Annotated in this window: 22 protein-coding genes; 19 read left to right on the forward strand and 3 right to left on the reverse strand. The window is 48.8% G+C overall.

Translation table 11 applies throughout. The features are described from left to right. Positions 1-31: 31 nt before the first annotated feature. The 6 genes from GVI43_RS07775 to GVI43_RS07800 all read left to right on the forward strand — a co-directional run bounded on the left by GVI43_RS07775 (position 32) and on the right by GVI43_RS07800 (position 5,225). Complete coding sequence (locus GVI43_RS07775; RefSeq protein ID WP_159566306.1) at positions 32-838, forward strand: BtpA/SgcQ family protein; 807 nt, start codon at positions 32-34, stop codon at positions 836-838. A 277-nt stretch (positions 839-1,115) separates the two neighbouring features. Continuing rightward, positions 1,116-1,562: a PTS sugar transporter subunit IIA gene (locus GVI43_RS07780; RefSeq protein ID WP_159566444.1), complete on the forward strand. Its 447-nt coding sequence runs from the start codon at positions 1,116-1,118 to the stop codon at positions 1,560-1,562. A gap of 7 nt (positions 1,563-1,569) precedes the next feature. Beyond that, positions 1,570-2,223 carry a beta/alpha barrel domain-containing protein gene (locus GVI43_RS07785; RefSeq protein WP_159566445.1) on the forward strand — a complete coding sequence of 218 codons (654 nt, stop codon included), beginning with the start codon at positions 1,570-1,572 and terminating at the stop codon, positions 2,221-2,223. Next, positions 2,216-2,998, forward strand: coding sequence for a DeoR/GlpR family DNA-binding transcription regulator (locus GVI43_RS07790; protein WP_159566307.1), 783 nt, complete (start codon positions 2,216-2,218; stop codon positions 2,996-2,998). Before GVI43_RS07785 ends, GVI43_RS07790 begins: the two co-directional genes overlap by 8 nt. Then, positions 2,995-3,654, forward strand: a complete 660-nt coding sequence (gene hxpB / locus GVI43_RS07795; RefSeq protein WP_159566308.1) for a hexitol phosphatase HxpB — start codon at positions 2,995-2,997, stop codon at positions 3,652-3,654. The genes GVI43_RS07790 and hxpB overlap by 4 nt, the downstream gene beginning before the upstream one ends. Before the next feature lie 347 nt (positions 3,655-4,001). Further along, on the forward strand, positions 4,002-5,225 hold the full coding sequence (locus GVI43_RS07800; protein ID WP_159566309.1) for an RtcB family protein: 1,224 nt from the start codon (positions 4,002-4,004) through the stop codon (positions 5,223-5,225). A 239-nt stretch (positions 5,226-5,464) separates the two neighbouring features. On the opposite strand, the gene ydgH is transcribed toward GVI43_RS07800, so the two are convergent. Then, a complete protein-coding gene (ydgH, locus tag GVI43_RS07805) occupies positions 5,465-6,421 on the reverse strand; it encodes a DUF1471 family protein YdgH (RefSeq protein ID WP_159566310.1) in 957 nt (318 codons plus the stop codon). Positions 6,422-6,854: 433 nt separating this feature from the next. On the opposite strand from ydgH, the gene pntA reads away from it, so the two are divergent. The 4 genes from pntA (at position 6,855) to GVI43_RS07825 (ending at position 11,539) form a co-directional block, all read left to right on the forward strand. Continuing rightward, positions 6,855-8,384, forward strand: coding sequence for a Re/Si-specific NAD(P)(+) transhydrogenase subunit alpha (gene pntA, locus GVI43_RS07810; RefSeq protein ID WP_159566311.1), 1,530 nt, complete (start codon positions 6,855-6,857; stop codon positions 8,382-8,384). Between the two features lie 10 nt (positions 8,385-8,394). Then, positions 8,395-9,804 (forward strand): Re/Si-specific NAD(P)(+) transhydrogenase subunit beta, encoded by a 1,410-nt coding sequence (pntB, locus tag GVI43_RS07815; RefSeq protein WP_159566312.1) that lies wholly within the window; start codon positions 8,395-8,397, stop codon positions 9,802-9,804. Positions 9,805-10,538: 734 nt separating this feature from the next. Continuing rightward, a complete protein-coding gene (locus tag GVI43_RS15750) occupies positions 10,539-11,159 on the forward strand; it encodes an iron-sulfur cluster assembly scaffold protein SufA (protein WP_170324318.1) in 621 nt (206 codons plus the stop codon). Continuing rightward, entirely contained in the window at positions 11,159-11,539 is a 381-nt protein-coding gene (locus GVI43_RS07825; protein ID WP_159566313.1) for a type II toxin-antitoxin system YafO family toxin, read from the forward strand. Before GVI43_RS15750 ends, GVI43_RS07825 begins: the two co-directional genes overlap by 1 nt. 113 nt (positions 11,540-11,652) lie before the next feature. On the opposite strand, the gene uspE is transcribed toward GVI43_RS07825, so the two are convergent. Further along, positions 11,653-12,594 (reverse strand): universal stress protein UspE, encoded by a 942-nt coding sequence (gene uspE / locus GVI43_RS07830; protein WP_159566314.1) that lies wholly within the window; start codon positions 12,592-12,594, stop codon positions 11,653-11,655. Positions 12,595-12,810: 216 nt separating this feature from the next. After that, positions 12,811-13,560 carry a fumarate/nitrate reduction transcriptional regulator Fnr gene (gene fnr / locus GVI43_RS07835; RefSeq protein WP_159566315.1) on the reverse strand — a complete coding sequence of 250 codons (750 nt, stop codon included), beginning with the start codon at positions 13,558-13,560 and terminating at the stop codon, positions 12,811-12,813. 524 nt (positions 13,561-14,084) lie between these two features. Between fnr and GVI43_RS07840 the strand changes: the two genes are divergently transcribed. The 9 genes from GVI43_RS07840 (at position 14,085) to GVI43_RS07880 (ending at position 22,788) form a co-directional block, all read left to right on the forward strand. Further along, positions 14,085-14,381 carry a hypothetical protein gene (locus tag GVI43_RS07840; RefSeq protein WP_159566316.1) on the forward strand — a complete coding sequence of 99 codons (297 nt, stop codon included), beginning with the start codon at positions 14,085-14,087 and terminating at the stop codon, positions 14,379-14,381. A 261-nt stretch (positions 14,382-14,642) separates the two neighbouring features. Beyond that, entirely contained in the window at positions 14,643-16,553 is a 1,911-nt protein-coding gene (locus GVI43_RS07845; RefSeq protein ID WP_159566447.1) for an FTR1 family iron permease, read from the forward strand. Positions 16,554-16,665: 112 nt separating this feature from the next. Then, a complete protein-coding gene (locus GVI43_RS07850; protein ID WP_159566317.1) occupies positions 16,666-17,193 on the forward strand; it encodes an iron transporter in 528 nt (175 codons plus the stop codon). Between the two features lie 243 nt (positions 17,194-17,436). Beyond that, the gene (locus GVI43_RS07855; protein WP_159566318.1) at positions 17,437-18,807 is read left to right on the forward strand and encodes a Fe-S-containing protein; all 1,371 of its coding nucleotides are present in this window, start codon (positions 17,437-17,439) and stop codon (positions 18,805-18,807) included. A gap of 2 nt (positions 18,808-18,809) precedes the next feature. Beyond that, positions 18,810-20,090 carry an ABC transporter permease gene (locus GVI43_RS07860; protein WP_159566319.1) on the forward strand — a complete coding sequence of 427 codons (1,281 nt, stop codon included), beginning with the start codon at positions 18,810-18,812 and terminating at the stop codon, positions 20,088-20,090. A 13-nt stretch (positions 20,091-20,103) separates the two neighbouring features. Continuing rightward, entirely contained in the window at positions 20,104-21,216 is a 1,113-nt protein-coding gene (locus GVI43_RS07865) for an ABC transporter permease (protein WP_159566448.1), read from the forward strand. Positions 21,217-21,218: 2 nt separating this feature from the next. Then, entirely contained in the window at positions 21,219-21,965 is a 747-nt protein-coding gene (locus tag GVI43_RS07870) for an ABC transporter ATP-binding protein (protein ID WP_159566320.1), read from the forward strand. Beyond that, positions 21,955-22,461: a TlpA family protein disulfide reductase gene (locus GVI43_RS07875; RefSeq protein ID WP_159566321.1), complete on the forward strand. Its 507-nt coding sequence runs from the start codon at positions 21,955-21,957 to the stop codon at positions 22,459-22,461. The genes GVI43_RS07870 and GVI43_RS07875 overlap by 11 nt, the downstream gene beginning before the upstream one ends. Before the next feature lie 3 nt (positions 22,462-22,464). Beyond that, positions 22,465-22,788 carry a c-type cytochrome gene (locus tag GVI43_RS07880; RefSeq protein WP_159566322.1) on the forward strand — a complete coding sequence of 108 codons (324 nt, stop codon included), beginning with the start codon at positions 22,465-22,467 and terminating at the stop codon, positions 22,786-22,788. The last annotated feature ends 21 nt before the right edge of the window (positions 22,789-22,809 follow it).

Raw genomic sequence — 22,809 nt, forward strand, 5'->3', positions numbered from 1 at the left:
AGTTTTGTTTATTAATACAGGAGTATGTCTAATGAGTTGGCTTAAAGATGTGATTGGAACCGAGAAAGCGGTTATCGCTATGTGTCATTTACGGGCATTGCCGGGCGATCCTGGCTTTGATAGCGCCAAAGGGATGAACTGGGTTATCGATCGCGCCTACGATGACCTGATGGCACTGCAAAACGGCGGCGTTGATGCGGTTATGTTTTCCAACGAGTTCAGTATGCCGTATCTGACCAAGGTAAAAGCGGAAACGTCGGTCGCCATGGCGCGGGTTATCGGTCAGTTAATCACGGAAATTCGCATACCTTACGGGGTTAACGTACTGTGGGATCCGGTTGCCTCTTTTGATTTAGCCATGGCGGTCGATGCGCTATTTATTCGTGAAATCTTTACCGGCGCTTACGCCAGCGATTTTGGCGTGTGGGATACCAACGTCGGTGAAACCATTCGCCATCAGCATCGGATTGGTGCCGGAAAGGTCAAAACCCTGTTTAATATTGTGCCGGAAGCCGCGGTATATATGGGTGACAGAGATATCTGCTCCATTGCCAAATCAACGGTGTTCAATAACCGGCCGGATGCTTTGTGCGTTTCAGGGTTAACCGCCGGCAGTAAAACCGACTCGGCGACGCTAAAGCAGGTTAAAGACACGGTGCCCAGTACCGTGGTGCTGGCCAATACCGGCGTGTGTTTAGAAAACGTCGATGAGCAATTAGCCATTGCGGACGGCTGCGTTACCGCCACGCACTTTAAGAAAGACGGTATCTTTGACAACTTTGTCGATGGCGATAGGGTGGCGAGATTTATGGAGCGGGTGCGGCATATTCGTCAGTAAGATGGATAAGCAAGGTGCTTTCTCGAGGCTGCTGACCAATCACACCGGCCGTCACCCCGTTGAAAAACGGGGTCTAGCCCTTAAGCCAAGCGTTAATTGATAGGCTAAATTCTGGGTCCCGGCTTTCGCCGGGATGACGAGGTAGGGATGGGCATCAGTGAGAGAGAACAGCAGCTTGCATCTCCTTCAGTTTACGGTATAGACAGCACTAAACATGCCCCGAAGCCTTGATTCGGGGCGCATTACCATCGCGAAACGGTCAGAGGATTCAACGATGTTGATTGAAGATCGCAGGGCGGCGCAGGCACGTCGCCATGCAGCATTATGGCAGGAAGCGGTCACCGTGGCCGCCGGGCCACTGATTGAATTGGGCCATGCCAGACCGGAGTATATTCAGGGAATTATTGATAATACCAAAGAGTACGGACCTTATTACATTATCGCGCCGGGCATTGCCTTGCCTCATGCCCGGCCTGAACAAGGGGCGTTGCGCAACGGCGTGGTGTTTACTACCTTAGCCCAGCCGATAGCGTTCGGACACGAAGAGGGCGATCCGGTCTGGCTGTTAATTGCCATCAGCGCCACCGACGCTGAACAACACATTAAGACCATTCAGCAGCTGGCCGAGCTATTGCAGCAGTCTGAGTTTATTCAATCTATCAAGCAGTCCACCACGGACGGTGAGCTGTACCAGTTACTGAGCAGCGTAAAAGCGGACGGCTAAAATGGATATCATGATTCATCCGTCACTGGCCTCGGCTAATCAGCTTGAGTTAGGCACTGCGCTGCGACGGCTTGCCACGCTGGCACCGGCCTCGGTTCATCTGGACATCGAAGACACCAGCTTTATCCGCAATATCACCTTCGGGCTAAAAACCGTAGCTCAGGTTGCCGCCGCCACTCGGATCCCGCTTTCAATTCACCTGATGGTTGCCAATCCTTTTCCATGGGTAGAATGGCTAAAGCCGCTTAATCCGGCGTGGATATTTGTTCAGGCCGAAGCGTTAGCCAATCCGGCAGAAATTCTCACGCTGATTCGCGCTACCGGCGCGAAAGCCGGGCTGGCGTTTAATCCGGTGACTTTGCTGAGTTGCTATGGCTATTTAGCCTCGTTTGCCGATAGCATTATGGTGATGACCAGCGAGCCGGATGGCTACGGTCAGGCATTTAACCCGCGCTTAGTTGAGAAAGTGCAGCAGGCGGCAAGCTTATTCAGGCAGAGTGAAATCTGGGCCGACGGCGGCATCGATCTTCCGTCAGCCAAACTGCTTTATCAGGCCGGAGCGCAGCACTTGGTGTTGGGGCGGGCAATTTTCGGTTCTGATAACGGTTTTAATAACTATGCCGCCAATGCAGCGAAGTTCAGGGGACTGGAACATGAGTGATAAACGTTCGGACAGAATGCGTAATATTCTTCACTATTTGTGGCAGCATAAAAAAATGGATACCCGACAGGCGGTGGAGCTGTTTGGCTATTCGCCCGCCTCGGTTCGCCGTGATTTCCAGATGATTGCCGATGGTTATCCCGGTATGATCCGCTGCCACGGCGGCGTGGTGTTTGATGAGTCAACGGTGGATCAGGAATATATCTTTGACGTAAAACAAAGCATTCAGCGGGTGGCGAAGCAGGATATTGCGGCGGAAGCCCGTAGCATGATTTCGGCTAACGACTGCATTCTGCTGGACTCAGGTTCAACCTGTCTGGCTCTGGCTAAGCTATTGTCAGATATTCCGGCCAAAGTGATTACCACCGACGTCAAAATTGCCAATCAGCTTGGCTGTTTCAACCAGCTAGAAAGCTATATTGTCGGCGGCATGATCCGCTCCGGCTATTTTACCGTCGGAGAAAGCCTGGCGGTTGATATGCTCAAGCTATTTTCTGCCGATAAAGCCTTTATGTCTTGCGATTCGCTGTCGCTGGAAAGCGGTATTACCAATGCCACCATGTTTGAAGTTGGGGTGAAAAAGATGCTTATACAGCGTGCCCGTCAGGTGATATTGTTAGCCGATCACAGTAAATTCGACCAAATAAAATCCCATAGCATCGCAACGCTGCTGTCGGTAAACTGCGTTATTACCGACGCTTTATTGCCGGAAGAGACGTTCCAGCGCTATCGAAAAGCAGGGATCAACATAATACGAGCAAGGGAGAACGCATGAGTTACGGCATTATCTTTGACATGGACGGCGTACTGGTTGACTCAGAGCCGGTATGGATGGTTGTTGAACAGGAGCTATATGTAAAACACTACGGCGTTCATCTGACCATCGACGACTTTAAAGATTCAGCCGGTATTCGGGTTGATAGGCTGCTTACCACCCACCATCAGCGTTATTCACTGCCGATGGAAGACGTTCCCCAACGGGCACTAGACGTCGTGACCGAGGTTGGCCGCCGGATACAAACGTCGCCCGAACCGATGCGTGGTGTCTTCGAACTGTTAGAAACCATTAAACAGCACGGTTTACCGATGGTAGTTGCGTCATCGTCACCCAAAAAGCAGATAGCCAGCGTGCTCGAAGCGCTGAACATTACCGACTACTTCTCTCATCAGGTCTCAGCCGAAGGGCTGGTAAACGGTAAGCCTCATCCGGCGGTATTTATACTGGCGGCCGAAAAGCTAGGGTTAACGGCAGATCGCTGCATTGTGATTGAAGATGCGGTTAACGGTATGGTAGCGGCAAAAGCGGCCGAAATGAAAGTTATCGTTATGCCTGCCGAAGACCAGTACAGCGATCCGCGCTTTGCGCTGGCGGATGCTAAAGTCGAGTCGCTTAACCAAGTGTGGCAACAGATTCAGCAGTTAATGTCATGATTTAACAGCGTAGACTATACGTTTCATGGTTTAGCCCGGTCAGGCGTGATGCCTATTGACCGGGCTTTTTGTTTCCAGTATTGACTCACACGGCGTCTCTTGCGTTGGCTAGTTTTCTGACGTGCTTTATCTCAAAATATAAATAAAGATATTAAGGTATAAATATTTTGGCGGTGCGCTAAGGTTGATATTCTAAATTATTTCTATTTAAAGTTTAAATTCATTTAAAATCATACCGATAAATAATTATATTTGCTAAATATAAAAGCTGGCACGCTTATCGCTATATGTATGGGGTATACCAACAGAGGGGTATACCAACATACAAAAGAAAGTAAGGATAGATAATGAAGCAGAACATTCAGGTTCTTAACGTAGAAAATGGCCGCCCGGTAAAAATGTGGACTCAGGGCGTACCGGTTGAAGAAGAGGCTAAACGCCAGCTGGAAAATACGGCGAAAATGCCGTTTATTTTTAAGCATTTGGCGGTAATGCCCGATGTGCATTTGGGTAAAGGCTCGACTATCGGTTCGGTTATTCCTACGTTGGGCGCCATTATTCCCGCCGCCGTGGGCGTAGATATCGGCTGTGGAATGATGGCGGCAAAAACCTCGCTTCACGCCTGCGATTTGCCCGATAACCTTTCTGCACTGCGTGACGCTATCGAACAGGCGGTTCCGCACGGGCGTGTAGTGAATCGTTCTAAGCGCGATAAAGGCGCATGGGGAAACGTACCAGATTCGGTTGATAAGGCGTGGTTGCAGTTGGATCCTGACTTTAAACGGATTATCGATAAGCACCCGAGGCTGAAGAATACCAATAACCGTGCGCATTTGGGAACGTTGGGAACCGGTAATCATTTTATTGAAGTCTGTGTAGATGAAAATCAGTCCGTATGGTTTATGTTGCATTCAGGCTCTCGCGGCGTAGGTAACGCGATTGGTAGCCATTTTATTGAGTTAGCCAAAAAGGATATGGAACGCCACTTCATTAACCTGCCGCATAAAGATCTGGCCTACCTGGTTGACGGTAGCGAGCATTATGATGATTACGTTTTTGCCGTTGACTGGGCACAGCGCTTTGCCCGTTTGAACCGTGAAACCATGATGAATAGCGTGGTTGCCGCTGCTCGTAACGTGATTGCGAAGCCGTTTACCTTAGAGATGGAGGCGGTGAACTGCCATCATAACTACGTGCAAAAAGAGACTCATTTTGGTCAGGACGTGTTGATCACCCGTAAAGGTGCGGTGAGCGCGAAGGCCGGTGAATTGGGAATTATTCCCGGTTCTATGGGAGCGAAGTCTTTCATCGTTCGCGGAAAAGGCAATGAGGAGGCATTCTGCTCCTGTAGCCACGGCGCGGGCCGTACCATGAGTAGAACCGAGGCTAAGCGCCGCTTCTCGGTCGCCGATCAGGTTAAAGCCACCGAAGGCGTTGAGTGCCGTAAAGATGCCGACGTTATCGACGAAATTCCCATGGCTTATAAGGATATTGATGCGGTAATGGCTGCACAGTCCGAGCTGGTCGAGATTGTGCATACCCTGAAGCAGGTTGTTTGCGTGAAGGGATAGCCGTTCGGATGATAAGGGGCCTTATCACGTCGTCATCCCGGAAGCAAACCGGGGTGACGACGTGGAGGGGCGATGATAATCAAGCGGCTTTGCTTAGCTACTTACAGCGTTCAGGCCGAAACTCTGGTTGTATGGTCCCTGACATGATCCCACAGTAGCCATTGCTGGTGGTTTTAAAAATAGAAAAGGGCGATAAAATCGCCCTTTTTAGATATTGCTGTCGCTCAGTGGCGTAAAGCTTATTTATATAAATCAGCCGTAACCGTTACGTTACCACCGTTTATCTCCCATTGACGGGTGATATGGTAGAACTTAGCGCCTTTCTTGTGTGCCCGTTTAGCAATTTGCTCGGACATGTCAGTACTGTTGCTAAAGTTATCGGTAAAGGTAATGGAATCAAACGGCGTCATCTTTTCTGCGGTCGCGTTATTGAGCTCTTGAATCTTAGTTCCGTCGGCCAGCGTTACGGTGTAACGGGAACCTTCAGCGCTAGTTTGCGTTTCAAAAAACCGACCCACGCTATCGCTGAACGATGTTGAAGACGCAACGTTTGGTACTTCAACGTCTGCGGCGGCAGTACCACCGGCAGCCAGTGCCGCTTTACCTGCTTCAGAGTTTGCTGGAATAGGATCATCTTTAGTCTGCACTTTACGTACCGGCGCATCTTTCTTATAAATGTAGGCCGTGATGTACTGATTAGCGCCGCGGTTAGCGTCTATTTGCCTGACGATAAAGAAAGAATAAGCGCCTTTCTCTTTAGCCAGCTTCGAAATCTCATTGTTAATGTCGCTGTCTACCGTGTAGGCACCGCGAATGGATACGGTGTCGAAAGGTTCTAGCTTGCTGGCTTCTTGCCTTGGTAATTCGCGCAGACCGTTAAACATACGGTATTTGGTTTCAGTGCTGGCAGGTGCTGCATCGGCACGATAAACATCGACTATCACGCGCAGGTTACCGCTGTTACCGTTTTGCTCGTTGATATCACGAACGAAGAACGAGGCTGCGCCCATTTTATCGGCACGTTTAGAGGCTTCTTGGTTAGCTTCGTAGATACTGTCGTAACGCCCGGAGAATGTAATACGATCGAAAGGAACAATTTGGTCAGCTTTTTCTGGCGTCAGCTCTTGGGCTGCAAAAGTAGAAAAAGTCATTACGGAAAGTAGTGCGGTCGTAATTAGCGTTGTCTTCAGCTTCATAAAAGGATCCTTTACGCCTTATTTATTAACATTTTTAACGAATGCATCAGTCGGTACCCATCAGTTAGTACCAGCGGTATCGACCGATTATGTCATGTATTTACATGGGATGCTTTAGCATTTTTTATCATTTCAAGTTATAACTAGGGTAGCTCAGAAACAGGGCTGAATTACACAAGTTTTATACCAACAGTATAAAAACTTGAATATAAAGAAAGAGAACGGTGGATCGCCCGTTACATTTTAAGTAGCTTATAGGCAGCTGAATTAACCGGGGTGATTGTTTGTCCACACATTCGTTGTGCCACCCGCGTTCTCGGCTCAAATGACATTGTAGTTAAATATAGTTCTGAGTAGTTCTGAGTATTCCCAGCGCTGAGTATAAAGGGAATACTACACACTTATCATCCACGACAAGATGAAAGGGAATATTATGCAAATTGGTGTACCAAGAGAGCGGTTGGCCAATGAAGCCCGAGTGGCTGCAACACCGAAAACGGTAGAGCAGCTGGTTAAGTTGGGTTTCACCGTGGTCATCGAACAAGGAGCTGGAAAGTTAGCCAGCTTCGAGGATTCAGCCTTTGAAGCCGAAGCCGCAACGATTGTTTCTACGGACGATGTCTGGAAGTCAGACATTATTCTTAAGGTCAACGCGCCGCAAGAAAACGAAATAGAATTGCTTCGTGAAGGGACAACGTTGGTAAGCTTTATTTGGCCAGCTCAAAACCCTGAACTAATGCAAAAGCTGGCGGATAAAAAAGTGACCGTGCTGGCGATGGACTCTGTTCCTCGAATTTCCCGCGCTCAATCAATGGACGCACTCAGCTCAATGGCTAACATTGCTGGCTATCGTGCGATTGTTGAAGCTGCTCATGAATTCGGCCGTTTCTTTACCGGACAAATTACCGCTGCGGGTAAAGTTCCACCGGCGAAAGTGATGGTTATTGGCGCCGGCGTTGCCGGTTTGGCCGCCGTTGGTGCCGCCGGTAGCTTAGGCGCAATCGTGCGTGCATTTGACACCCGACCAGAAGTGAAAGAACAGGTTCAGAGTATGGGTGCCGAATTCCTTGAATTGAACTTCGAGGAAGAAGCGGGCAGCGGCGATGGTTACGCAAAAGTGATGTCTCCGGCCTTTATTAAAGCCGAGATGGAGCTGTTTGCCGCTCAGGCCAAAGACGTTGATATTATCGTGACGACCGCGCTGATTCCGGGCAAACCGGCACCGAAGTTGATCACCAAAGAGATGGTTGAAACCATGAAGCCGGGCAGCGTTATCGTTGACCTTGCTGCGCAAAACGGCGGCAACTGCGATCTGACTATTGCTGACCAAATTACCGAAACGCCAAACGGCGTGAAGATCATTGGTTATACCGATCTGCCAAGCCGTTTACCTACCCAGTCTTCTCAACTCTATGGCACTAACTTAGTTAACTTATTAAAACTACTGTGCAAAGAGAAGGATGGCGAACTGGATATTAACTTCGAAGATGACGTTATTCGCGGCGTTACCGTAGTTAAAACCGGCGAAATTACCTGGCCTGCGCCGCCGATCAAGGTTTCAGCTCAGCCACAGCAGCCTAAAGCGGCAGAACCGTTCGCTAAAGTTGCAGCGGCTCCTGCTTCACCGGTGAAAAAATACGGCATATTAGCCTTAGCGATTATTCTGTTTGGCTGGTTAGCCAGCGTTGCTCCGGCTTCATTCCTGTCGCACTTTACGGTGTTTGCTTTGGCCTGCATCGTGGGTTATTACGTGGTGTGGAACGTGAGCCATGCGCTGCATACGCCGCTAATGTCTGTGACTAACGCTATCTCCGGTATCATCGTGGTGGGGGCGTTATTGCAGATTGGTCACGGTGGTTGGGTGACATTTTTCTCTTTCATCGCGGTGCTGATTGCCAGCATTAATATTTTTGGTGGATTCACCGTCACCCAGCGCATGCTGAAAATGTTCCGGAAGAACTAAGGAGTTATAAATGTTATCTGGAGGATTAGTTACGGCCGCTTATATTGTTGCCGCAATTCTATTTATTTTCAGCCTTGGCGGTTTGTCTAAACACGAAACCTCAAGACAGGGTAATACCTTTGGCGTAGTGGGAATGGCTATCGCACTAGTGGCGACCATTTTCGGACCTGACTCCAGCAATATTTCATGGATAATTTTGGCCATGATCGTTGGCGGAGCCATCGGTATCTATCTGGCTAAAAAGGTTGAGATGACTGAAATGCCTGAGCTGGTGGCTATTTTACATAGCTTCGTGGGTCTGGCAGCGGTTCTAGTGGGTTTCAACAGCTATATCGTTGGCCCGCACATGGCAGGGGTGAAACCCGAAGACTTACAGGTTGTGCTGAATATTCACAACGTTGAAGTGTTCTTAGGTATCTTTATCGGTGCGGTAACCTTTACGGGTTCAATCGTCGCGTTTGGTAAATTACGCGGCATTATCTCGTCTAAACCGCTAATGCTGCCGAACCGCCATAAGCTGAATCTGGCCGCTATCGTTGTCTCTTTTGTCCTGATGTTATGGTTTGTTAGCAGCGACAGCGCGGGTGTCCACATCGTTGCGCTGTTGATCATGACCGTGATTGCTCTGGCCTTTGGCTGGCACTTGGTTGCCTCTATTGGCGGTGCTGACATGCCGGTTGTTGTCTCAATGCTGAACTCCTACTCCGGCTGGGCAGCGGCAGCAGCGGGTTTTATGTTAAGCAACGACCTGTTGATCGTGACCGGTGCGCTGGTCGGTTCTTCCGGTGCGATCCTGTCTTATATTATGTGTAAGGCCATGAACCGCTCGTTCATTAGCGTGATTGCTGGCGGCTTCGGCACCGATGGTTCGTCTACCGGTGAAACGGATGAAGTCGGCGAGCACCGTGAAGTGTCGGCGGAAGAAGTGGCTGAACTGCTAAAAAACTCAAGCTCGGTGATTATTACGCCGGGATACGGTATGGCGGTTGCTCAGGCTCAGTATCCGGTTGCGGATATTACCGCCAGACTGCGTGAAAGGGGCATTAAGGTTCGTTTTGGTATTCACCCCGTTGCCGGTCGTTTACCGGGCCACATGAACGTGCTGTTAGCCGAAGCGAAAGTGCCTTACGACATCGTGCTGGAAATGGATGAGATCAACGATGACTTTAACAGCACCGACGTGGTGTTGGTTATCGGCGCTAACGATACGGTTAACCCGGCGGCATTAGAAGATCCTCGCAGCCCGATTGCCGGTATGCCCGTGCTTGAAGTTTGGAAAGCGCAAAACGTTATCGTATTCAAACGTTCAATGAATACCGGTTACGCTGGCGTTCAAAATCCGCTGTTCTTTAAAGAGAATACGCAGATGCTGTTCGGTGATGCGAAAGAGAGCGTAGATAAGATCCTGCGCGCGCTGTAATCATTTAGCTAAAGTTTAAAAAGGTCGAGCAAGCGGCCTCTGATTGATGACGAACTCCACGCTTTTTGTGGGGTTCGTTTTTTCAGCGACTGCAGGTCGCGATATTTTTCCCCATCAACGCCATTTCGCTTTTCAGGCACCTTCTCAGCTACTCATATACCCAATAACACGCCGCGGTGACACATTCAGCGCTTAATACTTTCACGCCATCCCCATTAACCTATGCTGTTGGCGCGGATTTCAAGCCGATTTGGATCTCACTGACGAAACGCATCGCAGGACGGAAAAGGAACTACACCGCCTCCGCCAGCACACTTTGGGTTAAAAAATTTTGCAATAATATTTATGTGCAAAACATAGGCTCAGATAGCGCCACCAAAGGTGGCTATTGATTGAACTCAATATTTCACCGCCTGCAAAATATTGTAGCGTTTTGCAAGAACAAGAGTACCGCTAGTCCTTGGCTGATTTCTTAACTGTATGTTTCAAAAGGATCTGTCCGCACTTTTTGAAGTTTGGCTAAATGTTACCAAAACCTTTAGCCGTAAGGCTTGCACGGTTACTTAGGGTTTTAGTGTCCTTGCAGTTAGACTCTTCTCGTCGGTTTCATTTAGTTTCTTGAGAGCGTTTTTGGGTGGTAAATAGAAATTGAATAAATAATAACCCAGTAAAATTTGATCGCTTAGCTCTCAGGGGGCATAATTGATTCATAGTAAGATTAGAGGTAATGAAAAATGAAAGCACAAGCAAAAAAGATGGCAATACCGGCAATAGTTGCTGCGCTTATGGCCTCTCTTGCTCCAGTGCCCGCCAAAAGCACAGTACTTCCAGGAACTGCAATAGAAGTACAAAAGCGGGAAGGTTTGACCTCTACGCTCACTTTTAACCTAGAGGGTGAGCAGGTATTTTTGCCATTGGCGGAGGCTACAGCTTATTTGAACAGTCTGAACGATCATAAACGTAAGCTGTTGTCTGAGTCGATAGAGGCTCGAGCGGAGAGAGGCAAAGGCCCGTTGTTTTCACGCTCATCAAAAATGATCTCGTTAGCGAATGAGAATATCTCTCAGTGTGTAAGAGTAAAAGACGCAATTCGCATTGTCTTGACACATGAAAACCTGATGGCGCATTTTCCTGATTTATCTGAAAGAGAGTTTTTCAAGGCCGAATTAGTAAAATTTGGTAGAGCTGTTGCTTTATCAGAGTACATTGCTCGAGACATTCTTTCGGCTATTGAACAAAGTGTAGCGCCAAAGAAAACTTACCAGCCTGATAATATGCCTTCGGCTGATGCAGTTAAGGCTATGATAGCGGCAGAACATAAAAATTTAGGACTGTCAGCTCCGGAGTTTGTGTAATGAAGGCAAGTGTTTCCGTGCATGGTGATACGGAGCACTCTGAAATAGCAAAAGCCTATGCCAAACTATTACAAGATTGGAAGCGAACCTCAATACTGCCGTCCGTATTTGGTCGGGATGGCATGTGGGAGCTGAACAACAGGACTAGAGATTCACTGATATATAAGCTGCATATTCGTTTATTAGATGATGTGCCTTGGAAAAAGCATAAACCGCAGATAGATCGAGTCTCAAATAACTACTTGGTATATACCCAGCACTGGCTTGATAATGAACGTTATCAAGTAATTAGCATTATGAGTCCAAATGCACATGAACTGGCAAGAACATCATTCTTAGCTGAGTTAGAAAGGCGAGCCGAACAATTTCAGAATACTTAAACCAGCTAACATTGGTTTGTTAAAGAAAAACCTTATTTGCCGAAAGTTCTAAATATTAAGGACCGCCATATGAAATGCAGCCCTTAGCGTTAGCTAACTGAATGCAGAGTTAGTTAATCTTCATCATCGTGCTCATCAAAATCACGATCGTCAGGCTTAATTGCCAGCAGGTCACATTTCAGATGACCGATCACTCGTTCAGTGGTATTGCCGATAAACGCGGCCGATAGTCCGGTGCGGCCTACGGTGCCCAACACCACAATACCGGCATCAATCGACTGTGCCACGGCAGGAATAACGTCTTCCGGCATGCCTTTCTCAATGTGGGTCAGTTCTTCCGCAATGCCATGTTTTTGTCGTAGCGCTTTCATCGCCACCAAGAATTGGCCGCGAATGGCGTTGTTGTAAACCGTTGGGTCAAACTCGGGCAGTTCAATCGCAATATTGATTGAGGTGGACGGATAGGCGCTAACCAACTGAACCTCGGTGCTGTCAGCAAAAGCGGCGAGCTTGAGCGATTCCTTCACCAGTTTATCGTTAAGCTCATCGTGAAAATCCTCTTCACTGGACAGGTTAACCGCAACCAGCGCTTTACCGTGCTCAGGCCAAGGTTGATCTTTGACGATCCAAACCGGGCAAGGGCACTTTCTTAACAGATGCCAGTCTACCGGCGTAAAAATAACGGCTTCAAGGCGATCCTGTTGGTGCGCGGCTTTTAGCAACAGGTCGTGCCCGAAGGCGGCAACTTCTTCAATCACCGCTTCGTGATAGCGTTTATGCCATACCACTTTAATCTCGATTTCAACGCCGGATTCAATATAGTAATGGCTCAGCAGCCTTATCCAAGCCACCCGCTGATCGATAGCGCTTTGGCGCATGGCCATTCGCTCGTCCTGCGACAGCAGGCTGGTCACCTCGTAAGAAAAATCATAAATAGGCAGAAATGCTTTAATTTTGCCACCGTTGCGACGAACAAGATAAACGGCGCGCCGCAGGGCTGCCTGATCTTCTTCATTCGGATCGATTGCAACAATAAGGTTTTGATAGTGTGTCATAGCGCCTCCGCCTGTGAATAAATCATATAACTAAAGAGTAAACCATATAACAACAACAGAACAGGGTAGGAACGGGACGAGGATCAAGATTTTGATGAAGTTGCGCTTAACGCACTAAATAGACACGATTTATTTGATAAGAGGCTGAGTGATTTAACGTTTTAAGAGGGCTAGTCAGACCGGCATTTTTTGAAATACCGGCCCGCGGATGAATAATTATTCGTTGATATTCTGACCGGCCAGCGTAGACAGCGTGTCGATATCCTGAATGGTAATATATTTACCTTTTACGCTCAGAATTTCACTTTTTTGGAAGCGGCCAAGCAGACGACTGATGGTTTCAACCGTCAGCCCTAAATAGTTACCAATGTCACCGCGGGTCATGGTCAGGCGAAATTCTCTTGGCGAGAAACCGCGCTGGGCAAAACGGCGTGAGAGGTTATAGATAAACGCGGCTAAACGCTCTTCAGCATTTTTCTTCGATAGCAGCAGGATCATATCCTGATCGCATTTAATCTCACCGCTCATCAGGCGCATGATTTGCTGGCGGAGGTTCGGCATTTTCCCAGACAGATCGTCGAGAACTTCATAAGGAATTTCACACACCATTGAGGTTTCTAATGCCTGAGCAAAGCTCGGGTGCATATGGGTACCGATAGCATCAAAGCCGACCAGATCGCCAGCCAGATGGAAACCGGTAATTTGCTCATCACCCTGTTCAGTGATGGTGTAGCTTTTAATGGTACCAGAGCGAATGGCATACAGTGATTTCAGATCGTCACCGGCTTTAAACAACGCCTGACCCTTTTGGATAGGCTTTTTGCGTTCAATAATATTGTCGAGCTGGTTCAGTTCGTGTTCATTCAACGTAAAAGGAATGCACAACGGACTGATGCAACAATCCTGACAGTGAATTGCACAACCGCCTGACTGTATGCGCCGAATTGTTCGCTTTTCCGGAATCATAGAATACCGCTCTTCAATTTATTTGATATGTGTCAATTTTAACAGTTTTTCTTGAAATAGGTAAGGTTTGTCCAAAAGTGGACCTTTGAGTTGTGAACCGTGCAGCATATAAAACTCTAATGGCCTGTTTTATAATCAATTAAAGCTGTGGTGCAGTAAAGTGGCGATTTACTTAAGTGGTTAAAAAATAGCCGCTTGTTTATTTTTTGGATCCAAATCTCAATTAATTATTAAAAATAGTCAATAAACGGATGTTTACACCAAAATTATCTATTTTTGGCAGAAAAAAAGCTAAGCAACCACGCTGATAATCTTAATATTTTAATTTTCCATTAACATAATGATGATGTTCATATGAAATAATGGCTTTCGTTAACGAAAATGAGGTAAAGCAATTCAGCTACCGGGTGAGCATTTTTCAAACACCCGAAGGTATAGCTATAGGGCGCAACTTTGGTCTAAACTAAAAAAAGAGCGTTCAAAAAATAAAGTTCGATAATTATGCGACAAGCGAAGGAGGTCACATGAAAAGGCTGATACTACTGGCTATTATCTCGTTCAGTCTGGCCGGATGCGCCAGCTGGCAAATGACGTCCGAATCCGTTAAGGCAATGACCAACGATGAGCTTTGTACCCGACTGGGCTCTGCGGTTGAGACCGGTAATGCTCAGGCCGTAACGCTGTTACTTGATGAATATAAATTAAGATACGATAGCATCGATGAAGGGCGCTGTGCGGTGTTGGAAAGAACCGGAAAGCAGAGCGTTAGGCCGCCGGTGTACTACTATAATCACTACCCGTTTTACGGATATGGTTATTAATCGTTTCTGTTATCTTGCTTAATAACCTTAATGCGGGCAGGGGATCGGTCCTCCGTTTTGATCGTTTCCTGACCGCGCCTCCTTGGTTTAAACCGATATAATCAATGTATTAGGCATTCCCGCCACCATTTCCTATCGTTGAATTTCCATCTTAGGCGGATCCTTCTGCTTTTCCTGATAATTTGATAAAGATCAGATTATTTTTGTCGTTTAAAAGAGTACAATGAGAATTAATCTCATTCTTAGACGCCAACTATGATTATGCGTATTGCCAAGCGGATCTTTTTACTCTGTGCCGGATGCCTCTTTCTCAGTTTTGCTGCGCTGGCCGCAACCGATTATAAAGCGTTAAGCGATGATATTCAGCACAGGCTGGATAAAACCGCTCAGTTCTATCAACAACAGCAAATTGCTGAAGCCCGCACTGAAGTTCAGATGGCCTACTTCGAGGTGTTTGAGAACCTTGAAGGCCCGATCCGCATTAATATCTCCGCACAAAAAAGCTATCAAATGGAAGCCGCCTTCGGCGAAATTCGTAAAATGATCGCGGATGGAAAACCGCTGGCAGAGGTGAATGCCAAAATAAACTGGCTGAAAAGCGAATTGAACAGCGTTCTTCCGGTTCTGGCCGACGGGCATAAGTTAACCGCTGAACAACAGCACGGCGCTTATGATAACGATCAAATAGCGCCATACTGGCAGCAGAGTTTTAAAACCATTGACGACCGGCTGGCGGAAGCCATCGGCCTGTATCAAAGCAATAACTACGCTGAAGCCAGTAAGAAAATACAGCTGGCACAATATGACGGGTTTAAAAACTCAGAAATGGAAATGTCGGTTCGCCAGAATCGCTCTTCCCAACAGGCCGGTGAAATTAACCGTCAGTTCTCTGAGTTAATCACCATTAGCGCCCAGCCTGACCAAATGAACGAAGTCGGCTACCGCATCTCCACCTTATTACAAGACGTCGAAGACCTGCTGCCGGGCCTGCCGACCGTTCGAGACGAACAGAAGGCGGCCGCTAATCCAAACGCCGACGACGCCACGCCGGATGCCGACTGGAAAAAAGTGGTATCTGACATCGATACGGCGGTCAATGCCGCTCTGGTTCAGTACGGGGCCGGTGATAGTAAAGGCGCCATGATGGCCATTCAGGATGCCTACTTTGACCTGTTTGAAGCCAGCGGCATGGAGAACAAAATTGGTTCCCGCGACTCGGCATTCAAGACCAAAATTGAAGGCTACTTCACCCGCATGGTCAGCCAAATTAAAGCGGGCCAGCCGGTAGAAACCGTCAAAGCGCAGTCACAGGCGTTACAAACTGATTTAGCCAGCGCAGTAGAAATATTGGGAAGCGGCGAGCAGACCAGTTGGAGCCTGCTGATCTATAGCCTATTAATTATTGTGCGCGAAGGGCTAGAGGCATTACTGATCGTTGCCGCTATCGTGGCCTATCTGGTGAAAAACAACCATAAGGATAAACTGCCGTTAATCCGCCAGTCCGTGTACGTGGCGCTGTTGGCCAGCGTGGTGACGGCGGTAATATTCCAGTGGCTGTTTGCCAACTCGGGAGCCAGCCGCGAACTGCTCGAAGGCATAACCATGCTGATTGCGGTGGTCATGCTGTTCTTTATGAGCTACTGGCTGCTGTCAAAAGTTGAGGCAAAACACTGGAAGGCTTATCTGGAAGGGAAGCTATCCCATTCTCTCAGCGTTGGTTCAATGGCTGGCCTTTGGATCACCTGTTTCTTAGCGGTGTACCGTGAAGGCGCAGAAACCGTTCTGTTCTATTTTGCCCTGATGGGCGACTCAACCGATATGAATGGGCACCTGTCCATTTTTGGCGGGTTCCTGATTGGCTGCGTCATTCTAATAATTGCCTATTTCATTATGCGTTACAGCGTGGTCCGGTTACCGCTTAAGCCTTTCTTTATGTTTACCGGCGGCTTTATGTATCTGATGGCCTTCGTTTTTGCGGGTAAGGGTGTGCTGGAACTGATCGAAGGTAAGCTGTTTGAACCAACGCTGCTGGCCGGAATGCCAGAAATTTCCTGGCTGGGCATTTACCCGTATGTCGAAACGCTGATTCCTCAGGCCGGACTGCTGGTCGCCGCACTGGTGGCGCTGTGGGTAATGAAACGTAGTTCAACGGCGAGCGTTGCTCAGGCATAAGGCCAAGCCATTGCAGATTTTTGTACGACCCCGCCAGCGCTCAGGGCGGTTAGCTAAAATACCGATAACTATTTTAATCGTGGATCGTTTATTGACAGAGGATTATAGGAACATGGTAATGAAAAAAGCGTTTATCACCGGTGCACTGATTGCCGGAATCTTCACTGCTCCAGCCGCGTTTGCGTTTAAAGAGTATCCTGCCGGTGAGCCGGTAAAAATGAATGAACTGGAAATTGCTGCCGTTTATTTACAGCCAATCGACATGGATCCTCGTGGAATGGGCCTGCCGGCGGCTAAAGCTGACATCCATTTAGAAGCGGATATCCACGCGGTTGAAGGAAACAAAAATGGTTTCGGCGCCGGTGAGTGGATGCCGTACCTGACGATTGCTTATACCCTGACCAACACCGATACCGGTGAAAAGCAAGAAGGTACCTTCATGCCAATGGTGGCCGGTGACGGTCCTCACTACGGCGCCAATATTAAAATGATGGGCGTGGGTAACTACAAAGTCACCTATCATATCGATCCGCCGTCAAAGGCAGGGTTACACCGTCACACTGATACCGAAACCGGCGTTGGCCGTTGGTGGAAACCGTTTGACGTAAGCTTTGACTTTAAATACGTTGGTCTAAACTAATATATTCGTTATTCTTGACGCCGTGGCTGCGTTAGCTACGGCGTCAATGACTTTGGATATCTGGTTAATATTCTCGGGTCGGGAGCGCAGTAATGCATCCCGACCGTTGTGTTTAAACTGACGGCTACTTTCAACGTTTTCCGCCTGTTTTTATGATTGGACAAGCTCATCATTGACGGATAACGGTTAATAAAAAATTGCCGCTCAGGCAGAGCTTGTCAATGAGCGGGGTAAACGCCAATCATGAGCTATTTTCTTGTTTCGGTATTGCAATCCTTTCTGCCGGTCTCCTTACTGCTGGGGCTAAGCTGGTCATTACGCCAAACGCCCGCTGTTCGCCCGACGGTACTATTAAGCCTGATTGGTTTTTTAGGCGGGACCCTCGTTGCGACCCACCTTCCTGATTCACAGCAATGGATACTGTTCTTTACCGGGCTACAAATAGCGCTGATCTTGTTATTTTTGTTGAGCCAGTTGGTTTCCGGCTCTCGCTCTGGCTATGTTTGGCAGTTCACCCTGATTTTTGTTGCCTCGCTGCGCTGGGGGAAAACCCCGAATTTAGGCGCGATTACCGCCACTAACGTGATTAATACCGACCTGTTGCTTAACGTTAGCGCCGTGGTTACCGGCATTATTATCGTGGCGTTTGCTGGCGTATTGCTGGCCAACGTTGTGCGTCAGGTTCGCGGCCTGCGCTGGTCGTTGCTGTTACTGTTAGCCTTGCTATTACTGGCCCCGTTGTCCGGCGAACTGATGCTGGTATTAATGAAGCTACAGACCATCGGCCTGACCAAGCCAATGCTGAGCTATGTGGCTAAAGTCACCAATGCCAGCGGGCTGATTAACTGTATTTGCGGCGGATTGCTATTGCTGTCCGCTCTGATTTATCTGGTTAGAATGGTTTTACCCCTCCGTGCGGCGCAGGCTGAACGGCGGCCGATTGAGCACCGTAAAGCGGTTGCGCACTATCAGCACGCCCGCCGCGTGCTGCTGATGACCGTTGCTTTCGCGTTGATTATTGCCGGTTCTCAACTCTACTGGGATAAAATCGCCTCTCAACCACCGCGTTTATCTGAAGCATTACCGGTGACTCTGAATGCCGACGGTCTGGTACATATTCCGCTGGAACAGGTAAAAGACGGTAAGCTACATCGTTTCGTTTGGGTCGCCGATGACGGCAAAGCGGTGCGTTTCTTTGTGATAAACCGCTATCAAGACAAGCTGCGCTTAGGCGTCGTGTTTGATGCCTGCCTGCTGTGTGGCGATCAGGGCTACGTGATGGAAGGTAATCAGGTCATTTGCGTGGCCTGCGGCGTACGGATATTTATTCCGTCTATTGGCAAACCGGGTGGATGTAACCCTGTGCCGATCGATGAATGGGAAACCACCGACACCGACTTAGTGATTAGCAAAAAATCGCTGGAGTCCGGCCTGAGCTATTTCAACACCATTGTTACGCTAGAAGTGACAGATCCCGTCGACGGCAGCAAGCTGACCAACACCAAAGCTGAACACCGCTATAACTATGCCGGTAAAACCTATTTCTTCTCGAATGCGGCTAACTATGAAGCCTTCCGGGATACCCCAGAGAAGTTCGTCAAGGAGGGGGAATAACTATGCTATGGCGCATGCTACAGCAGTCGTGGTACCGCAATGTCCGCAAAAAATCGCTGGCGGTGATCACCATTTTTCTAGCCGCTGGACTGGTTTCCGCACTATTGGCGGTATCGATTGATATTGGCGATAAAATGGCCCGCGAAATGAAGTCTTACGGGGCTAATATTTTAGTCGAACCGGCCGGTCAGGCAACGTTGCCCTCACTGTTTGGCGAGAAGAATAATCCGCTGGCCGGTCAAGACTTCCTTGATGAAGCGGAATTGCCCAATATTAAAGATATCTTCTGGCGCAATAACATTATCGGATTTGCGCCACTGCTCAGCGGTGAAGTCACGGTTCAGGGCAAGAGCGTGCCGGTGCTGGGAACCTTCTTTGAGCAAAAGGTTGACGTACCCGACGAAGACAACTACCAGACCGGGCAAAAAATCATTAGTCCATACTGGCAGGTTACCGGCCAATGGCCGGATGAATCAGGTGCACAAAATCAGGCGTTGGTCGGCCAACAGTTAGCCCAGCAAACCGGCTGGAAAATTGGCGATACCGTTAACGTTAAAGGGCCAAAAGGAACGCTGGATATTACCGTTAGCGGCATTCTGGCCAGCGGCGGTGATGAAGAACAGCAACTTGTCCTTCCGTTGGCTCAGGTTCAAACCCTGCTAGGGCTGAAGGGTAAAGTGCAGGCTATTCGGGTTTCGGCCCTGACGGTTCCTGAAAATGAGCTATCGCGTAAGGCCCGCGCTGACCTTGAATCGCTAGACGCCGAAGAGTATGACCTGTGGTATTGCACCGCCTATGTTTCATCCATCGCCCATCAGCTTGAAGAGGCTATCTCTGGCTCTGGCGTTCGCCCAATCTGGCAGGTTGCCGCATCGGAAGGCATCATTATTGAGAAGATTCAGCTGCTACTGGCGGTCGTTACGCTGGCGGCGCTGCTGGCATCGGCGATGGGTATTGCTTCGCTGATGACCAGTAACATTATGGAACGCACTAAAGAGATTGGTCTGATGAAGGCATTGGGTGCCAGACAGTGGCAAATTATGATGCTGTTTTATTTAGAGGCCTCGATGAGCGGCGTTATCGGCGGTTTGTTAGGCTGCATTGCCGGATGGGGTTTAGCGAAGGCTATCGGCTTAATGCTGTTTGGCGCACCGCTAAGCTTCGCCTGGATTGTGGTACCTTGCGTATTAGTCCTATCGGTACTGATTGCGCTGGCGGGAACCTGGTTCCCGGCCCGGCGCATTGTCCATCTTTATCCGGTGGAGGTGCTGTATGGCCGCTAATCATCAGCAAAGCATGTTCTGGCGTTTAGTGTTTCGGGCTTTAAAGCTACGCATGCAACGGGTGATCGTGGTGTTTGCCGCACTGGCGGTGGGCGCGGCGATCGTTACCGCCATGTCAGCCGTCTATTTTGATATTAACGCCAAAATGAGCCAAGAGTTACGCACCTTTGGAGCTAACTTCTATATTGGCCCGGGCCACGGCAGCGCCATGGCGCTAAATGATTATCAGCAAATTGTTGATAGCGCACCGCAGGGGCTGATCGCCGCCAATAGCCCTTATTTATACGGCATGGCCCGTACTGAATTAGAGAAAGTGGTGGTCATGGGCGTATGGTTTGAGTCGCTCAAGCAGATAGCCCCTTATTGGCAGGTGACCGGCAACTGGATCGGCGTGAGTTTTGACGATCGTAATGCGATGATTGGCTATAAGCTGGCGAACCGCCTTGAGCTCAAAGTGGGTGATTCGGTGGTGTTAGTGGAAGGGGATCAGAAAAAGCAGCTACAGATTAAAGGCATCGTTGAAGCCGGAGACGCCACGGATAACGTTTTGATTATCAACCTGTCGTTGGCCCAAAGCTGGCTTCATCAGCCCGACGTCATCAGCCATGGGCTATTTAGCGTAAGCAATGAGCTTGGGCAGGTCGATCGATATGCGGAGCAGCTGCAGAAAAGCTACCCCAGTCTGGAAATTCGCCCAATTCGTAAAGTCTCAGCCTCTGAAGGTCAGGTCTTGGATAAAATTAAAGGGCTGATGGGGCTGGTTTCGATCGTGATTCTGGTGCTGTCTACGCTGTGCGTAAATACCACGCTAATGGCAATCGTTAGCGAACGCTCTAGGGAATTTGCCTTACAGAAAGCGCTGGGGGCAAAAGGCGGCGATATTGTGCGTCAGATTATGGCCGAAACCCTGATTATTGCGCTATTTGCGGTAGTGGTCGGCATTGCTGCCGGATATATTCTGGCCCAAATTCTGGGGCAAACGGTGTTTTCAGCCTCCATCGGGCTACGGGCACCGGTTCTTCCGCTAACCTTAGCGCTTTCACTGCTGGTTGCCCTGATTGCAGCCGTACTGCCAACCTATAGAGCCGTGAATATCGAACCGGCTAAAGTATTAAAAGGAGAGTAACGGTGACTCAACAGCAACCGATAAACGACCAGCAATTATCGCCATGGGTGATCGAAACCCGTCACCTGTACAAACGCTTTGGTCAGGTGGTCGCGCTGGACGATATTAACCTTAAGATTAAGCGCGGTGAGTTTGTTGCCATTATGGGCGCTTCGGGTTCAGGCAAAACCACGCTGATGAATATTCTCACCTGTTTGGATACGGTGAGTGAAGGTCAGGTTTTACTCGACGGCGTTGACGCGGCCGGGCTGGATGAAGAAGGGCGCAGAGCCTTCCGTTCAGACAAGATTGGTCTGGTATTCCAGCAGTTTCACCTGATTCCATTCCTGACCGCGTTAGAAAACGTGATGCTGGCACAGCATTACCATAGCGTTGTTGATGAAGTCGCTGCCCGCAAAGTGTTGGATCAGGTCGGCTTAGGCCACCGTTTTGACCATTTGCCTAGCCAGCTTTCCGGCGGCGAACAGCAGCGGGTATGCATTGCTCGTGCGTTGGTCAATGAACCTCCGGTGATTTTTGCCGACGAGCCGACGGGCAATCTGGATGAGCAAAATGAGCAGTTAGTGCTCGGTCTGTTAACCGACCTGCATAAGCTGGGGCGTACCATTGTGATGGTGACCCACAACCCTGAACTGGGGCGTTTTGCCGATCGGATTATACGCTTACAGCACGGTAAATATTTGAGCGAAGAAGTCAACTCTCGTAGCGGTGATACCAACGCGTTTAATGAGGTAGAACATGTCCGTTAACCTGAAAAAAGTCGTTGGTATTCTACTGATAGGTGCCGCGCTATTGCTGAATGGCTGTAAAGAAGAAAAAGCCGAGGTGGGTGCAGCGGCACCGGAGTTGGCCGCCTATGATTTAAAGGGAAATCAGGTTTCTCTTGAGCAGTGGAAAGGTAAATATATTTATCTTAATTTCTGGGCGTCAAGCTGCGGTGGCTGTCTGGCCGAAATGCCGTCGATGGAGAAGTTGAGTAAAGAGTTTGGCGATAGCATTGTGGTGGTTGGCATTAATACCGATAAAGACGATATGAACATTAAGGCCTTGCTGGACGAGCACCAGATCTCTTTTCCTAACGCGCGAGACCAACTCTCGATCACTCAGGAACGTTATCGGGTGACCGGTACGCCAACCTCATTTCTGATCGATCCAGCAGGAAAGATTACCGCTCAGTACGTTGGCATGTTACGCGAACCAGAACTCAAAGCGATTTTTGAGAAATCTAGGCAGAAAGGCGGTTAACTCATGAATAAGCAACGTGCGGGGCTGTTATTAGCCCTATTAGTCTGCAGTACGCCGGTTCTGGCTCAGACAACGCCGGTTCAGACAACAATGGCTCCAAATCTGCTCTATAAAAATAACTGCGCGTCATGCCATGGCCGCTTTGGTGAAAAAACGGCGCTGGGTAAATCCCGCCCGCTGACCGATTTAACCCAGCAGGAAATCGCCGACGGACTAACTGCCCGAAAAGCAGGCAAAATAGAAGGGGCAGGGAATAAAGTCAAAGCACGGCTGACCGATGAGGATATTACCGCGTTGGCTGAGTTTGTCGTGACGTTGAAGCGATAGGTGTGAATTACGTTGTAACTT

It is taken from the genome of Budvicia diplopodorum (assembly GCF_009800925.1).
GTDB lineage: Bacteria > Pseudomonadota > Gammaproteobacteria > Enterobacterales > Enterobacteriaceae > Budvicia > Budvicia diplopodorum.

Bases quoted from the DNA above. Each gene is read 5' to 3' on its own strand.
- GVI43_RS07775 (WP_159566306.1), top strand. From the start codon at position 32: ATGAGTTGGCTTAAAGATGTGATTGGAACCGAGAAAGCGGTTATCGCT.
- GVI43_RS07790 (WP_159566307.1), top strand. From the start codon at position 2,216: ATGAGTGATAAACGTTCGGACAGAATGCGTAATATTCTTCACTATTTG.
- hxpB (WP_159566308.1), top strand. From the start codon at position 2,995: ATGAGTTACGGCATTATCTTTGACATGGACGGCGTACTGGTTGACTCA.
- GVI43_RS07800 (WP_159566309.1), top strand. From the start codon at position 4,002: ATGAAGCAGAACATTCAGGTTCTTAACGTAGAAAATGGCCGCCCGGTA.
- ydgH (WP_159566310.1), bottom strand. From the start codon at position 6,421: ATGAAGCTGAAGACAACGCTAATTACGACCGCACTACTTTCCGTAATG.
- pntA (WP_159566311.1), top strand. From the start codon at position 6,855: ATGCAAATTGGTGTACCAAGAGAGCGGTTGGCCAATGAAGCCCGAGTG.
- pntB (WP_159566312.1), top strand. From the start codon at position 8,395: ATGTTATCTGGAGGATTAGTTACGGCCGCTTATATTGTTGCCGCAATT.
- GVI43_RS15750 (WP_170324318.1), top strand. From the start codon at position 10,539: ATGAAAGCACAAGCAAAAAAGATGGCAATACCGGCAATAGTTGCTGCG.
- GVI43_RS07825 (WP_159566313.1), top strand. From the start codon at position 11,159: ATGAAGGCAAGTGTTTCCGTGCATGGTGATACGGAGCACTCTGAAATA.
- uspE (WP_159566314.1), bottom strand. From the start codon at position 12,594: ATGACACACTATCAAAACCTTATTGTTGCAATCGATCCGAATGAAGAA.
- fnr (WP_159566315.1), bottom strand. From the start codon at position 13,560: ATGATTCCGGAAAAGCGAACAATTCGGCGCATACAGTCAGGCGGTTGT.
- GVI43_RS07840 (WP_159566316.1), top strand. From the start codon at position 14,085: ATGAAAAGGCTGATACTACTGGCTATTATCTCGTTCAGTCTGGCCGGA.
- GVI43_RS07845 (WP_159566447.1), top strand. From the start codon at position 14,643: ATGCGTATTGCCAAGCGGATCTTTTTACTCTGTGCCGGATGCCTCTTT.
- GVI43_RS07850 (WP_159566317.1), top strand. From the start codon at position 16,666: ATGGTAATGAAAAAAGCGTTTATCACCGGTGCACTGATTGCCGGAATC.
- GVI43_RS07855 (WP_159566318.1), top strand. From the start codon at position 17,437: ATGAGCTATTTTCTTGTTTCGGTATTGCAATCCTTTCTGCCGGTCTCC.
- GVI43_RS07860 (WP_159566319.1), top strand. From the start codon at position 18,810: ATGCTATGGCGCATGCTACAGCAGTCGTGGTACCGCAATGTCCGCAAA.
- GVI43_RS07865 (WP_159566448.1), top strand. From the start codon at position 20,104: ATGTTCTGGCGTTTAGTGTTTCGGGCTTTAAAGCTACGCATGCAACGG.
- GVI43_RS07875 (WP_159566321.1), top strand. From the start codon at position 21,955: ATGTCCGTTAACCTGAAAAAAGTCGTTGGTATTCTACTGATAGGTGCC.
- GVI43_RS07880 (WP_159566322.1), top strand. From the start codon at position 22,465: ATGAATAAGCAACGTGCGGGGCTGTTATTAGCCCTATTAGTCTGCAGT.